At 57.3% G+C, this 14,158-nt stretch carries 12 protein-coding genes; 8 read left to right on the forward strand and 4 right to left on the reverse strand.

All coding sequences use genetic code 11. The annotated features are described in order from the left end of the window. Window positions 1-48: 48 nt before the first annotated feature. On the reverse strand, window positions 49-615 hold the full coding sequence (locus tag KUV22_RS14390; protein WP_222232220.1) for a transglutaminase-like domain-containing protein: 567 nt from the start codon (window positions 613-615) through the stop codon (window positions 49-51). Window positions 616-655: 40 nt separating this feature from the next. Then, window positions 656-1,111 carry a GNAT family N-acetyltransferase gene (locus KUV22_RS14395; RefSeq protein ID WP_222232222.1) on the reverse strand — a complete coding sequence of 152 codons (456 nt, stop codon included), beginning with the start codon at window positions 1,109-1,111 and terminating at the stop codon, window positions 656-658. A gap of 327 nt (window positions 1,112-1,438) precedes the next feature. On the opposite strand from KUV22_RS14395, the gene rsxA reads away from it, so the two are divergent. From rsxA to KUV22_RS14435, 8 genes are all read left to right on the forward strand, one after another. Further along, complete coding sequence (gene rsxA, locus KUV22_RS14400; RefSeq protein WP_010132630.1) at window positions 1,439-2,014, forward strand: electron transport complex subunit RsxA; 576 nt, start codon at window positions 1,439-1,441, stop codon at window positions 2,012-2,014. A gap of 10 nt (window positions 2,015-2,024) precedes the next feature. After that, complete coding sequence (gene rsxB, locus KUV22_RS14405) at window positions 2,025-2,633, forward strand: electron transport complex subunit RsxB (protein ID WP_077406312.1); 609 nt, start codon at window positions 2,025-2,027, stop codon at window positions 2,631-2,633. Then, window positions 2,630-4,807 carry an electron transport complex subunit RsxC gene (gene rsxC, locus KUV22_RS14410; RefSeq protein ID WP_261319557.1) on the forward strand — a complete coding sequence of 726 codons (2,178 nt, stop codon included), beginning with the start codon at window positions 2,630-2,632 and terminating at the stop codon, window positions 4,805-4,807. Before rsxB ends, rsxC begins: the two co-directional genes overlap by 4 nt. A 25-nt stretch (window positions 4,808-4,832) precedes the next feature. Next, window positions 4,833-5,885 carry an electron transport complex subunit RsxD gene (gene rsxD, locus KUV22_RS14415; RefSeq protein ID WP_222232224.1) on the forward strand — a complete coding sequence of 351 codons (1,053 nt, stop codon included), beginning with the start codon at window positions 4,833-4,835 and terminating at the stop codon, window positions 5,883-5,885. Continuing rightward, window positions 5,885-6,592 (forward strand): electron transport complex subunit RsxG, encoded by a 708-nt coding sequence (rsxG, locus tag KUV22_RS14420; RefSeq protein WP_222232226.1) that lies wholly within the window; start codon window positions 5,885-5,887, stop codon window positions 6,590-6,592. The genes rsxD and rsxG overlap by 1 nt, the downstream gene beginning before the upstream one ends. Continuing rightward, the gene (locus KUV22_RS14425; RefSeq protein ID WP_222232228.1) at window positions 6,592-7,305 is read left to right on the forward strand and encodes an electron transport complex subunit E; all 714 of its coding nucleotides are present in this window, start codon (window positions 6,592-6,594) and stop codon (window positions 7,303-7,305) included. Before rsxG ends, KUV22_RS14425 begins: the two co-directional genes overlap by 1 nt. A 574-nt stretch (window positions 7,306-7,879) precedes the next feature. Then, complete coding sequence (locus tag KUV22_RS14430) at window positions 7,880-8,599, forward strand: TetR/AcrR family transcriptional regulator (RefSeq protein ID WP_222232230.1); 720 nt, start codon at window positions 7,880-7,882, stop codon at window positions 8,597-8,599. A 234-nt stretch (window positions 8,600-8,833) separates the two neighbouring features. Beyond that, window positions 8,834-11,284 carry an MltF family protein gene (locus tag KUV22_RS14435; protein ID WP_261319558.1) on the forward strand — a complete coding sequence of 817 codons (2,451 nt, stop codon included), beginning with the start codon at window positions 8,834-8,836 and terminating at the stop codon, window positions 11,282-11,284. Window positions 11,285-11,369: 85 nt separating this feature from the next. Here the strand turns inward: KUV22_RS14435 and KUV22_RS14440 are convergent, their stop codons facing one another. Continuing rightward, a complete protein-coding gene (locus tag KUV22_RS14440) occupies window positions 11,370-12,518 on the reverse strand; it encodes an SO2930 family diheme c-type cytochrome (RefSeq protein WP_222232234.1) in 1,149 nt (382 codons plus the stop codon). After that, on the reverse strand, window positions 12,511-13,818 hold the full coding sequence (locus tag KUV22_RS14445; RefSeq protein ID WP_224919085.1) for a parallel beta-helix domain-containing protein: 1,308 nt from the start codon (window positions 13,816-13,818) through the stop codon (window positions 12,511-12,513). The genes KUV22_RS14440 and KUV22_RS14445 overlap by 8 nt, the downstream gene beginning before the upstream one ends. Window positions 13,819-14,158: the final 340 nt, after the last annotated feature.

Consider the following 14,158-nt stretch of genomic DNA (forward strand, 5'->3'; position numbering starts at 1 on the left):
GTTAGCATTCCGTTAGGTTGCCTAAGAGTAATCCGGCCGCCGGATTTTTTAAACGTCCGGGAGGTTTTCGGTCACGGCCGCGTAGCTGTGCTGGCTTTGCAGCAGCTGGATCACTTGCGGCAGGGGATCCGCATAGACTTCCGGCAGGTCGCGTTCGCCGTCGGCTGAGGGGGTGTAGGCAAGGCGCTCTTCCGGTGGGATAAATTCGGCGGTAATACCGGGCTTGTTACCCCGGGCATCCACCCGAAACCAGCCGTAGCGTTCCAGATACACACTGTTCAGGCCATGCAGGCAAAAACGCGCGGAGGCTTTATCCAGCAGCAGGCGCTGGTAGCTGAAACCGGCGGGGATGTCATTCGCTCGCAGTAACGCCGCCAGCAGGTGGCTTTTGGCGAAGCAAAATCCCGTACCCGCGCTCAGCACATCCGAGGCCCGGCAGGTAACCGGGTTCAGCGCAAAGTCGCCGCTGTGGCGAATTTCGTCACGCACGAACTCAAAGCTGTTGCGCGCAGTGCCGAATTTGGCGCCCGAGGGGCACTTCAGGTCGGCTGCGAGGGCGACAATATCCTGGTGCTGCCAGTCGATAATCGGGGTGTGTTGTAGATAAGCCTGCATGATTGTGTCGTTCGTTTGCGATGCTATTCAGAGGGCCAATTTAGAGGGGCAGCCTCATATATACGCTGTTGGGGTCGTCTGTATATGCTGCGAAGGGCGGACACTCACTGAATCCGTGGCGCAGATAGAGCCGGCGCGCCGGCGCAAAAAAGTCCATCGCGCCGGTTTCCAGGCTCAGGCGTGTATAGCCTCTCTCGCGAGATTCCCGGATTATATGGCGCAACATGGCACTGGCAACGCCCTTCCCGCGCGCGGCCGCCCCGGTGCGCATGGACTTGATTTCACCGTGGTCCGGCGCCAGCTCCTTGAGCGCGCCACAACCCACCAGCGTATCGCCGTCATACACCGACCAGAAGGAGATCTCCGGCTGCCGCAAGCCATCCAGATCCAGCGCGTGCTTGCTCTCCGGTGGTGAAGTGGCGCGCATATCCTCGATATGCTCTGCCAGGAACGCTGCAATGCGCTCCCCCGAAAGGTCATCCAGAACGATGTTCATAGTGCATCCTCAACCACAAATTCCGCTATTCCCGGGCACTGCAGCATATATGGCAAGTTGAACGCCTATAGCCTCTCCCCCATAATACCGCCCCTGATCAGGCAAAAATGACCTGCAACACTGGCCCGTGGCGCCGCTCGAAGGAACCCATCGAGAGGTCTGCAATCTTCGCGCCAATACAATGAGGACGGCGCCAGCTGCTTGTTAGGGCCTTGCCTAGAAAGAGCGCACACTAAAGAGCCTTCTATTTAGTGTGTGTTTAGCCAACCCCGCTTCTTCCTCGTTGTGCACGCCGCGGCCCGGCGCAGTGGGCAGAATGGAATCTCTATGACCGAATTTACCGTCATCCTGCTCTCCACCATCCTGGTGAACAACTACGTACTGGTGCAGTTCCTGGGATTGTGTCCATTTATGGGCGTTTCCAACAAGCTGGAAACCGCCATCGGCATGGCCGGTGCCACCACCTTTGTCCTCACCCTGGCCGCCATCTGCTCCTATCTGGTGAACACCTACTTACTCGAGCCCTTCGGGATGGAGTACCTGCGCACCATATCCTTCATTCTGGTGATTGCGGTGGTGGTACAGTTCGCGCGTATGTTTATCGAAAAGACCAGCCCGCTGCTGCATCGGGTGCTCGGCGTCTTCCTGCCTCTGATCACCACCAACTGTGCGGTTCTCGGCGTTGCCCTGCAAAACACCCTCAAGGCCAACAATTTTGTGCAGTCCACCCTGTATGGCTTCGGCGCGGCGGTAGGCTTCTCCCTGGTTCTGATTCTGTTTTCCGCGATGCGCGAGCGCCTCGCGGTGGCAGACGTGCCCAAACCTTTTAAGGGTGCCGCTATCGGCATGATGACGGCCGGACTGATGTCCCTGGCCTTTATGGGCTTTAGCGGTCTGGTGTAAGGAGGCGACTATGGAATGGTTATCTGAAGTATCCACGCCCCTGCTGATCCTCGGCGGTATGGCCCTGGTATTTGGCGCCCTGCTCGGCTTCGCCGCGGTGCGCTTCAAGGTAGAGGGCGACCCCATCGTCGACCAGATCGACTCCCTGTTGCCGCAAACCCAATGCGGCCAGTGCGGCCACCCGGGCTGCCGCCCCTACGCCGAAGCCATCGCCAATGGCGAGGCCATCAACAAGTGCCCACCCGGCGGCCAGGCCACCATCAACGAACTGGCCAACCTGCTGGATGTGGAAGCTACCCCGCTGGATGCGGAGCACGGCACCGAAGACGTCAAAAAAGTGGCGTTTATTCGCGAAGCCGAGTGTATCGGCTGCACCAAGTGCATCCAGGCCTGCCCGGTCGATGCCATTGTTGGCGCCGCCAAACAGATGCACACGGTGATCGTGGACGAATGCACCGGCTGCGACCTGTGCGTAGAGCCCTGCCCGGTGGACTGTATCGATATGGTGCCACTGGAAGCCAGCCTGCAGCAGTGGCACCCGAACAAACCCACAGATGGAGTGCTTCTGATCGCCAGCGACAGACCCGACCTGCACAGAGATGACCGGAGTGCAGCATGAGCCACACAGATGAAAGATTGAGCGCCAGCGAGCGCCGCGCTGCCCGCGAAGCACACCTGATTGCCAGCTCCAAGGCCCGGGATCTGTCCCGCGAACTGAAGATCAACGATTTCCACGGCGGCGTGCATCCGCCGGAGAACAAACACCAGTCTACCGGTGAGCCCATCGGTAGCATCCCCCTGGCGGAAGACCTCATGGTGCCGCTCAACCAGCATATTGGCGGTACTGCCATTCCGCTGGTGAAGCTAGGCGATGAAGTATTGAAAGGGCAGAAAATCGCCGAAGCGGACGGCCCGGTAAGCTGCCCGGTACACGCGCCAACGTCCGGCAAGGTAGTCGCCATTGAGCCGATGGCGGTACCCCACGCCTCCGGTATGGTGGCGGACTGCATCCAGATTCGCACCGACGGCCGTGACGAGTGGTGTGCACTTACTCCGGTGGCGGACTACCAGAACCGCAATATCGACGACCTGCTCGAGCAGATTCGCGAATGCGGTATCGCCGGAATGGGCGGCGCGGGCTTCCCCACCGCGGTAAAGCTGAACCCCCGCGGCGGCGTCGAGATAGACACCCTGATCATCAACGGCACCGAGTGCGAGCCGTATATCACCGCCGACGATATGCTGATGCGCGAACGCGCCGACGAGATTATCGCGGGTGTGGAAATACTCGCTCACCTGCTGGAGCAGCCAGAGCGGGTTCTGATCGGTATCGAGGACAACAAGCCGGAAGCCATCCAGGCCATGAAACAGGCCGCAGAAGGCACCCGCTTCCATGTGGTGACCTTCCCCACCAAATACCCGTCTGGTGGCGAAAAGCAGCTGATCGAAATCCTGACCGGGCGCGAAGTGCCCAACGAAGGCCTACCGGCCAATGTCGGCATCGTGTGCCAGAACGTAGGCACCGCGCGTGCGGTTTACCGCGCCATCGCTCTGGGCGAACCGCTGATCAGCCGCGTCACCACCGTAGTGGGTGAGTCCCTCAGCCGCCAGCGCAATGTCGAGGTTCCCCTCGGCACCCCCATCCAGCACATTCTGGAATGCCATGGAATCGACCGCGGCGTGCTGCAGCGCATTGTGATTGGTGGCCCGATGATGGGCTACACCATCGAGGACGAGGCTTCTCCGGTGGTAAAGACCACCAACTGCATCCTCGCCCCCACGGACAAAGAATTACCGCCAGCACCGCCGGCCCAGGCCTGTATTCGTTGCGGGCTGTGCGCCGAGGCCTGCCCGGCCAGCCTGCTGCCGCAACAGCTGTACTGGTATGCCCGCGCAGAAGACCGGGAAAAGCTGCAGGCTTACAACCTATTTGACTGTATCGAATGCGGCGCCTGTTCCTACGTGTGCCCATCCAGTATTCCACTGGTGCAGTACTACCGCGCCGCCAAGGGCGATATCCGCGCGGCGCGACAGGAAAAGGAAAAGGCGGACCGCGCTCGCGAGCGCTTCGAATACCGCAAGCTGCGTCTGGAAAAAGCCGAGCAGGAAAAAGAAGCCAAGCGTCTGGCACGCAAGAAAGCCGCCGAAGAAGCGCGCAAAAAGCGCGAGCAGGACGCCAGCAGCCCGGAAGCCCAGGCCGCCAAACAGGAGTCCGACGTTGTCGCCGCCGCACTGGCGCGGGTAAAGGCCAAACAGGCCACCCCGGAGCAGCAGCTGGCCCGCGCCCAACGCACCCTCACCAGTGCCGAGCACCGGGTAGAACGTATGCAGCAGAAGCTCGCCGACGCGGAAGAAGCACAGAAAGCACAGCTGGAAGCGCAACTGAAAACCGCCGAACTGAAACTGCAGGAAGCCCGCGACAAGTTGGCAGAGGCGGAAAAACTGCAGGTAGCCGCGCCGGCGCAGGACCAGCCCCCAGCAGAAGGTGAAGGTGAAAAGGCCGAGCCATCGATCACCGAAGACAAGCTGACCGTGGCCAGCGCATCATCCTCCGCGGCGGGCGCCGCCATCGAGCGCGCCAAAGCCGCAGCCGCTGCCCGCGCCAGTATGAGCCCAGCAGAAAAGCTCGCGTCGGAGATCGAGGCGCTGAAGAAGCGCGTGGAAAAGGCGGAGGCGCGCCTGGCAAAGGCCCGCAGTGAAGACGATCCGAACACCGGCGCCTTTGAAACCGCACTGGAAAAAATGCAGGCCAAGCTGCAGGAAAGATTGGCCCAGCAGGGTTCCGGCGAGTAACGCCGGGCGCAATACGAGAATTCCCATGTCCCTGATGCGAATCACATCTCCCCACGCCCACTCCGGCCAGAGCACCTCGAAGGTGATGGCCCAGGTGGCCGCGGCCACCATTCCCGGCGTGCTGGCACTGGTAGTCTATTTCGGCCCCGGCGTGCTGTTCAATATCGCCCTGTGTGTCGCTGCCGCCTGGCTGACCGAAGCTGCCGTAATGCGGCTGCGCAACCGCCCGGTAGGTTTTTACCTGAAGGACAACAGTGCACTGGTTACCGCGCTGCTGCTGGGTATCGCGCTGCCACCCTACTGCCCCTGGTGGGTGCCGGTAATCGGCAGCGTGAGCGCCATTCTGCTGGCCAAACAACTCTACGGCGGCATGGGCTACAACCCGTTCAACCCGGCGATGGTCGGCTACGTGGTGCTGCTGATCAGCTTCCCGGTGGAAATGACCCGCTGGGTCGGCGCTTCCGAACTGATTCAGGGCGCTCCGGACCTGAGCGAAACCTTTGCACTGATCTTCGGCAATATGAATGTGGACGGCTTCACCCGCGCCACGCCGCTGGAGATCGTGCGCCACAACGAGTCCACCATCCTCGCGCAGCTGTACGAGATGGAACCGGCCTTCAGCAAAGGCAGCGTGGCGGGACTCGGCTGGGAAATGGCGAACTTCGGCTTCCTGCTGGGCGGCCTGTTCCTGCTGTTCCGCCGCCTGATCACCTGGCATGCGCCGGTTGCCATGCTGGTGACCCTGACCGCACTCTCCATCGTTTTCTACGACGGCGGCAGCTCCCTGAGCGAAGGCTCCCCCATGCTGCACCTGTTCTCCGGTGCCACCATGCTCGGCGCTTTCTTTATCATCACCGACCCGGTGAGCGGCTGTACCAGTAACAAGGGCCGCCTGATCTTTGGGGCCGGCGTCGGCATCCTGGTGTTTGTGATCCGCGCCTGGGGCGCCTATCCGGACGCGGTCGCGTTTGCGGTGCTGCTGATGAACTTCGCCGCACCGTTTATCGACAACTACACCCTGCCCCGCACCTATGGCCACAAGGCCGCACGCAAAGCCACCGACCTGGAGGAACAGTAATGCTGAAACGCTCCATCGGTAAAAATGCGGCCATCCTGGCGCTGTTCGCACTGGCTACCGCCGGCACCCTGGCAATCACCCAGATCACCACCAAAGAGCCTATTGAGCGCGCCATACGCGAGGCATCCGCCAAGGCCCTGCTCGAGATCATTCCTATCGAGCGTCACAGCAACGATATGCTGGTGGATACCTACCCTATCCCCAAGCAGTACTGGGCAATGCTGGGACTGAAAGAGGGCGGCGACATTAACCTCGCGCGGGAAACCGACGGCACCATCGATGCGGTCATTATTCCCACCGTCGCCCCGGACGGTTATTCCGGACCGATTCAAATGCTGGTTGGGGTAAACCGCGATGGCACCATTGCCGGCGTACGCGTCACCAACCATGCGGAAACTCCTGGTCTCGGCGACAAGGTGGAAGTGAAAAAGAGCGATTGGATTCTGGCGTTCAGTGGCCAGTCCCTGGACGACCCGGGCCGCGATATGTGGAAGGTCGAGAAAGACGGCGGCGCCTTTGACCAGTTTACCGGTGCCACCATCACGCCGCGGGCGGTGGTGAATCAGGTGCGCACCGTTCTGGACTTCGTCGCCGAACATCAACAGGCAATTTTCAGTGCTCCGGTCTCCAAGCGTGCGGTTGAGGTCAGGCAGCCGGAAAACCATTCGGAAAACGAGCAAGAGCCAACCAAGGGGGAACAGAACTAATGGCCACCCCAGATTATTCGGAAATCTCCCACAACGGCTTGTGGAAAAATAACCCCGCGCTGGTCCAGCTACTGGGCCTGTGCCCGCTACTGGCCGTAACCGGATCCGTGGTTAATGCCATCGGCCTCGGGCTCGCCACTACCGCGGTACTGGCCTGCTCCAACCTTGCGGTATCGCTGGTGCGCCATCAAATGCCGGAGACGGTGCGCCTGCCCGCCTCGGTCATGATCATCGCCACCTTCGTAACCTGCGCCGAACTGTTGATGAAGGCCTTCACCTACGAGCTGTATCTGGTTCTCGGTATTTTTATTCCGCTGATCGTGACCAACTGTGCCATCCTCGGCCGCGCCGATGCCTTCGCCAGTAAAAACCCGGTGCTGCCCTCGCTGGTGGACGGCCTGATGATGGGGCTAGGATTTAGCGCGGTACTGATTGTCATTGGTGCGGTGCGGGAAATCATCGGCCAGGGCACCCTGTTTAGCGATATGGACCTACTGCTTGGCCCCATGGCCGCCAACTGGACCTTGCCGGTACTCGGACAGGACTACTCCGGCTTCCTGGTGGCAGTACTCCCTCCCGGTGCCTTCCTGGTTACTGGACTTTTGATTGCAGCAAAAAATGCCATCGACGCGAATATTGAGCGCCGCCAAAAGGCGAACACCAGCATCGTCACCGGCAGCAAGCGAGTACGCACCACCGGAAAGATTTCCTAAGAAACTGCGTGAAAAATTCTTTATAAAGCAAAAATCGTTTTTAGATAAATAAAAAATTCTCTCTCGGGAGCACAACGAAAAAGCCGGCGCACCGCCGGCTTTTCTATTTACGCTTGTTCGGGCGAAATCCGACTGTCACATCGACCAATCACAGCAAACAGTCGCGATCAATTTCAGCCACACAAAGAAACTGCCCAGTGTACTTTTACTCTATTACCCGAAGCATCCTTCAATACATTCCGAAGCATCATTCAACAAACGCCGTTTGTAAGTGACCGTAATGGGATTTTTTTCACAAACCGCAACTTCCGGCTAGCCAAGCGGGGATACATGGATAAAATAGCGCGCACGTCCAACATGCGTCCGACTAGTCAAACCTACTCGTAGATTCAACGAAGCACTTTTCGTTAGACTCTCAACATAAACAACAATAAGACCGAGTCAGACCGGGACCGATGACAGTGAAAAGGCAACGCAGCCCACTTTCAATAAATCACGCTATTTTCATCTGGATTAAGCATTACCTGATTTCCAATAGCTTTTTGCCGCCCATTGCAAAGGAAGTCTCGCAACCATGACTTTAGACAACGGAAAGTCTGAACTGGTTTATCAAGGTCGCCGCGCACAGCGCGCCGACAGCCGTCAACGCCGTAAAGCTATTCTGGAAGGTACCCTACGCCTTATTGTGAACGAAGGTATTCGTGGAATCCGCCATCGCGCCGTAGCCAAAGAAGCGGAAGTACCTCTCGCCGCAACCACCTATTACTTTAAAGACCTGAACGACCTTATCAGCGACGCGTTCACCTATTTCGTCGAAAAAAATATCGATGAAACGCGTTCTCTCCAGGAGGAGAGTTTCGCCGCAGTGCGCCAACTTCCCAAAGAGCAACTTCACTCAGCGGAAGGCCGCCGGCAATTGACGCAACAGTTGACCCGCTTTGTGCTGGCCCATATACGCACCCAGGTAGCCAGTCGCGACAATCGCATCATCGAGCTCGCCTTTAAAAATGAAGCGCTGCGCAACCCGCAGCTGACTCGCGCAGTGCGAATGGCCAGTCAGTCCATTGAAAATCTGATTGTGGAATTCTTTGAGCTGCTGCAACTGGCCGACCCGTTGGCCGCTGCCCAGATTGTTTACGGCACCATCCTGAACCTCGAATTCCAGATTTTGAATGGCGCAATCGCGGCGGACTCGCCGCTACTCGAACGGGCAGTCTCGTTAATGGTGAAACGGCTTATTCCCGCGCAAGCCGTCGCACCGGCCGTTCAGACAGCACGCCCACAATTCGCCTAGGCGCCATCTCTCTGCTATTAGCGGGTGGCCCCGGTCACCTGCCCCATCCTCTTCTTAAGTGGGGACAACCTCCCGAGCCCGCCGCTCGAGCCCAGCACCCAGCCCAGCACCCAGCCCAGCACCCAGACCCGCTCCACATTTTCCGCAATCACCAATTTAGCCGCCATCCAAACCGCACCCCGAGTGACGAGCTAGACTGATAAAGACGTCATTGGAAGTGTTAGAAGCATGGTCATGGAACTGCTGTCTGCCCGCTCCCCGAGCAAGTGTTTCCCGAGTCTTGCGGTAACTTTCTGTTTTGCCGCCTTTTTGATATTGCTTAGCGTGGGTTGCAACCGTCAGGACCCGCCAGATGGCGCCCCGGACAAGACGGATAAAGAAAGCTCTGCGCCAGCGGCACAGCTTGAAAACACAACCGCTGACAGCGCAGAAAACCAAGCCGAACCCAGTGCGACAACCCCGTCAGAACAACCACCAGATGACACCGAAGAACCACTGATGCCGGCTCAGAGAGGCGACCTGCGTCCGGAAGCGAAATGGCGCCCGGAAACCTCCGGCGAATACCCGATTAACGCCTACAAGAATTATGAAGAAGCCGGCGACCTTGATGCGATCAAGGAGCGCGGAATACTACGCATACTGGTCGACATTTCCAACCTGGACACCCTCCACCGCGAAGCTACCCAGCAAGATATTGAGCTTGAGGAAGCGAAACGGTTTGCGCGCACCCTGGGACTCGAACCCGTGGTTCTCTATGCCGAAAACTTCGATCAACTGATGCCACTGCTAAATAGCGGCAAGGGCGACATCATCGCCAACAACATGGTCATCACTGACGCGCGCAAAGAGATCGTCGACTTCTCTACCCCCACTGCGGACACCCAGCTAACTCTGGTATCGCGAATAGATGCTCCGGAATTCAAGAAAGGCGGTGACAATAGCAAATTATTCGCCGGCAAGACGATGAAGGTAACCAAGGGCACAGTATTCGAAACTGTGGCCAAAAAACTTATCGAAAACAATCCAGAATTAAAACTCGAGGTAGTAGAAGAGAATTATGTCGAGTTGATGGTTGACGTTGCCGAAGAAAACCTCGATTTCACTATCGTCGAGCAACAGACTTTCGATCTAGTTACCCAGTTCAAGGACAACGTTAAAGCCAACTATGTCCTCCCCAAAGAATTTCAGCTGGCCTGGGCGGTACGTAAAGATTCGCCGAAGTTACTGGAAGCCATTAATAAATTCGTACGTGACAGCATGCTCACCCGAGTTGTGCAGCGCTCGGTTGGCGATCTCGATGAAATCAGGAAGCGCGGCTATATACGCGTGGTGACGCGCAATCACCCTGGCACCTACTACATGTGGAAGGGGCGCATTCTTGGGTTCGAATTTGAACTCGCAAAAGATTTTGCCGAAAAAGAAGACCTGCGCCTGGAGATCGTTGTCGCGCCCACGCACGCAAGCCTTCTCACCATGCTAAAAGATGGCAAGGCAGACATTGCGGCGAGCCTGCTTTCGGTGACCGAGCGCCGCGACAACAGCGGTATGGACTTCGGCCGACCCTACATGAAGGAAAGGGTTGTTGTGGTAGGGACAGACGACGACCAAATCGACAGCCTCGAAGAGCTCGACGGAAGAACCATCCATGTGCGGAAGTCAGCGAACCATTATGACATCGCGCTGGAACTGCAGAAAAAAGTGCCGGGCGTTAAGATTGAGCTTGCGCCGGAGGAACTCAATATCCAGCAAATTATCGACAAGGTCGCCGATGGTGAGTATGACCTTGCCATTGCCGACGACGTTTCGGTCAAACTGGAACACAGTTGGCGAAAAAATATCGACGCTCTGATCGATCTGCATATTGATGACAACGTGTATGCGTGGATGGTAAGGGAAAACAATCCTGAGTTGCTCAAGGCCGTTGAAAAGTTCTTCGACAAAAAGGGCACACAGAAAAAAATCGCCGTACTCTACAACAAGTACTTTGATTCCCCGAAACGAACGCGCCCCGAAATCAATGAACTGAACGCCGAGGGCAACATCTCGCCCTTCGATGAATTCGTGAAAAAATATTCAGATGAATACGATTTTGACTGGCGCTTGATCGTCGCACAGATGTTCCAGGAGAGCACCTTCAATCCCAAGGCAAAATCCTGGGTGGGCGCACGCGGCCTGATGCAGGTAATGCCCGACACCGGCAAACAGGTGGGTGAGAAAAACCTGTTCGATCCGGAAACCAGTGTGCGCGCCGGCCTGAAGTATCTGGAATGGCTGCACCGCAAGTTCGAAGACAAAGGCATCAGCCCCGAAAATATGATGTGGTTTACCCTGGCTTCCTACAACGCCGGCCTCGGCCATGTGTATGATGCGCAGGACCTCGCTGAAGAAAAAGGCTGGGACCGCAACGTCTGGTTCGACAATGTGGAGAACGCCATGCTGTTGCTGTCGGACAAGAAATACTATGAAAAGGCACGCTATGGCTATGCGCGGGGCCAGGAACCCTTTGACTATGTGCGCAAGATCCAGTCGCGCTTCCGCACCTACGTCGCACTGCTTGAAGACTACGAACGGCGCAAGCAAGAACAGGAAGAGGAGACCGGGCAATTGCTCGACACTCTGTATCCACAATTCAGCCAATGGGTTGGCGCAGGCCCGCACTCTATCGCGAGTGCTGGCGGACTGTAGGTTCGCTTAACTTCTTTCGAGCACAAAAAAAGGCGACGGTTCTCACCGTCGCCTTTTTTCATTCGCTGCTTAGCTAATTCGACTATTAGCTGCAGTTACCCGGCATAGACGCAATCCACTCCTTCAGCAGCGCGGTACCTTCTTCGTGGACCAGGCTACGTCCCAGCTCCGGCATCATCGCACCAGGGTCGGTGGACTCAACGCGGAAGTTGAGGATGGAGTCATCCGGGCTACCCGGAACAATCGCGAACAGACGATCACCGGAACCGGTACCCGCTGCTACCGGCGGCTTACACACACCCAGACGGCGCATATCGTGCTCCGCAATATTGAGCATCAAACCAGAGGTATCCGCCGGGCCAGCGGGGTTGTGACAGTGGCCGCAGTTGATATCCAGGTATGAGCGCGCGCGCTCTTCCAAAGAGGCTGCTTCCTCTTTGTAGTTCACGTTGCGCGGCACCGCCGCCAGCTCAGGCAAACCGGTGAGGAAGCCCATCTGCTGCCAGTACACCAGCTGGTTCTGTGCACCGTCCTGAAGCGGGCTTTCGCGATACTCGTAATCCTTGTTCAGGTGACGAGCGCGAGGGCCAATGGGGCGCACCGCTTTTTTGGAGTGGTTGTCCGCATGGCAACCGGCACACTGGTTTGCATCGGGCACCACATAGGTGAAGGCTTCCTGAGTGCCGTCCTCACTGACCAGCTGCATACGCGTCGCGTCGCCCGCAATCTCGAGTACGGCATCGGTCTGCGCCTCGTTCCATACGTAGGGCAGTGCCTGCCAGCCGTCCGCGCGCTTGACCAGCACGCGGGTTTCAACCAGCTTCACCTTGGACAGGTCGAGACCGGAGCCGGCAAAGTCATTGCTGTGATCGTCGGTACGGATCACCGCGCCGCCTTCGCCCCGAGGGTAGTAGAAGGTTTTGCTGATGATGGTACCTACCGGATAGTCGAATTCCGCTTCGCCGTATACCGCAGAGGTGCCCTCTGGCATCCATACTGTGCGCAGCTTGTGCGCATAGTCGGTGAATAAAGCGGTGTTCAAGTCAAACGGCACGACCCGATCATTCAATGACAGCTTACCGTCGATTGCCTCGACCAAGTGCCACTCGCTCAGGTTATCCGGAACAGCGTTACGTTCGTGTACTGTTACCTGCTCACGCGGTGCCTCGCACCCCGCAAGCATGAGGGCCAGTACAGCACCCCCAAATAACCTGGATGAAAACAGCTTACGCATCGGCTACCTCATTCGCTGCGTGTTGCTCTTCCTGAGAGGGCTCCTTTTCTTTATCAAACTCGAGTACAACCTCGGGCAACTTCTTCAAGTTACAGCTGTGGGCACTGATGTCGGTGGTAATATTTTTGAAGCCACCCTGCAGGTCGACATTAATGATGCCCGCGTCGCCGTTGTCGATACACAACTGCAGATTTTCCGGCAGTTTGCCATCGACCATTTTTTTCTTGTCAACGGCACCGTCCCACAGTACGTCAGGCAGGCTGCCGCCGAGACCGAACTTGGCAAGCTTCAGCGCTTTCAGCTGCATGTCATCGGGGGATTCACCACCACCAACGAAGGTGTTGTCGTAGATGTAGATACCTTCCGGATAGGGGTCGAAGTCTTCCTGGGTGGACTTGTCGCTGTAGTAGCCCGCCGCGTAGTAACTGCTGACGATGACGTTGGCAGTGTCGTTATCGGAAATTTCGTTATTGAAGATTTCTACGAAGTCGTTGGAGTTGATCACCACGCCGGAACCAGCAGGGATTGCGGCAACCGGGGTACCTTCGTGGCCGAAGTTTTCGTAGTTGTTTTTGAAGATCTTGTTGTTGTACACACGGGTGCTGTGGCCCGGCTGCGGCAGGTTCGGCATATTGAATACCAGAATACCGCCGGTGTTATTGGTGGCTACGTTGTCGTAAACATCGGCACCAATGGTGTTTTCAATCTCAATACCGGCAACATTAAATTCCGCGCGGTTGTTGCGCACAATCACATTGCGGCTCTGGCCAACATAGATACCCGCGTCGGACGCGCCGATCGCCACGGTGCCTTCAACCAGGGTATTTTGCGTCTGCACCGGGTAGATACCGTAAGCACCGTTTGCAGTGGACGGTCCGTTGGTCCACTCGACACGAATGTCACGGATGATGATGTTCTTGCCTTCGTTGACCTTCAGCGCATCACCGATGGTGTCTTCAATCGCGAGGCCTTCGATGGTGAAGTCGCTGGCATTGACCAGCAGGCCTTCAGCGCCCTGAATCTGGTCCTTAAAAGAGAGGATGGTTTTGTCCATGCCCGCGCCGCGGATGGTAACGCCGTCGACGTTCAGGGACAGGCTGCGGTTCAGCGCAAAGCGCCCTTCCGGGATTTCGATTACATCGCCAGGCTGCGCCTGGATCAGCTGCTTCAACAACTGCTTCTGGAAATCAGCCGCGTTAGCTGCTGCGGCAGGGCTTGCGGTGCTGGTTTCTTCTTTTTGCGAACAGGCGGTGGCCAATGCTGCCAGCAGGAGCGCGCCAAACTTAGCCGATGTCTTCATTTTCTCTCCAAACATTTTTATTCGTATTGATCTGTTGCCCACGCAAGTTCGGTGCGAAACGCTTGCCCTGCGGTGATCTACTCACTACGTAACAGGCAAAGCCTCTCCCCCATTCGTGACCAAAACTTACTCTCCATTCTTAATTGGTACGCCTGTACCAATTAAAGGGTGCAAAGCACGTCAACGACCCTTGGCTGGATACTATCTGCTCCATTGCCCACGAGCAATTCAGGACATGGAACTTTGTCTCAATTTAACCAGAGGATTTGCGACCGGCAGGTCTAGGTATGCATTTGGGCAATCTCGCCCAGTGAGCGGCCAAGCGCCGATACCAGATATT

The organism is Microbulbifer agarilyticus (genome assembly GCF_019800665.1).
Classification (GTDB): Bacteria; Pseudomonadota; Gammaproteobacteria; order Pseudomonadales; family Cellvibrionaceae; genus Microbulbifer; species Microbulbifer agarilyticus_C.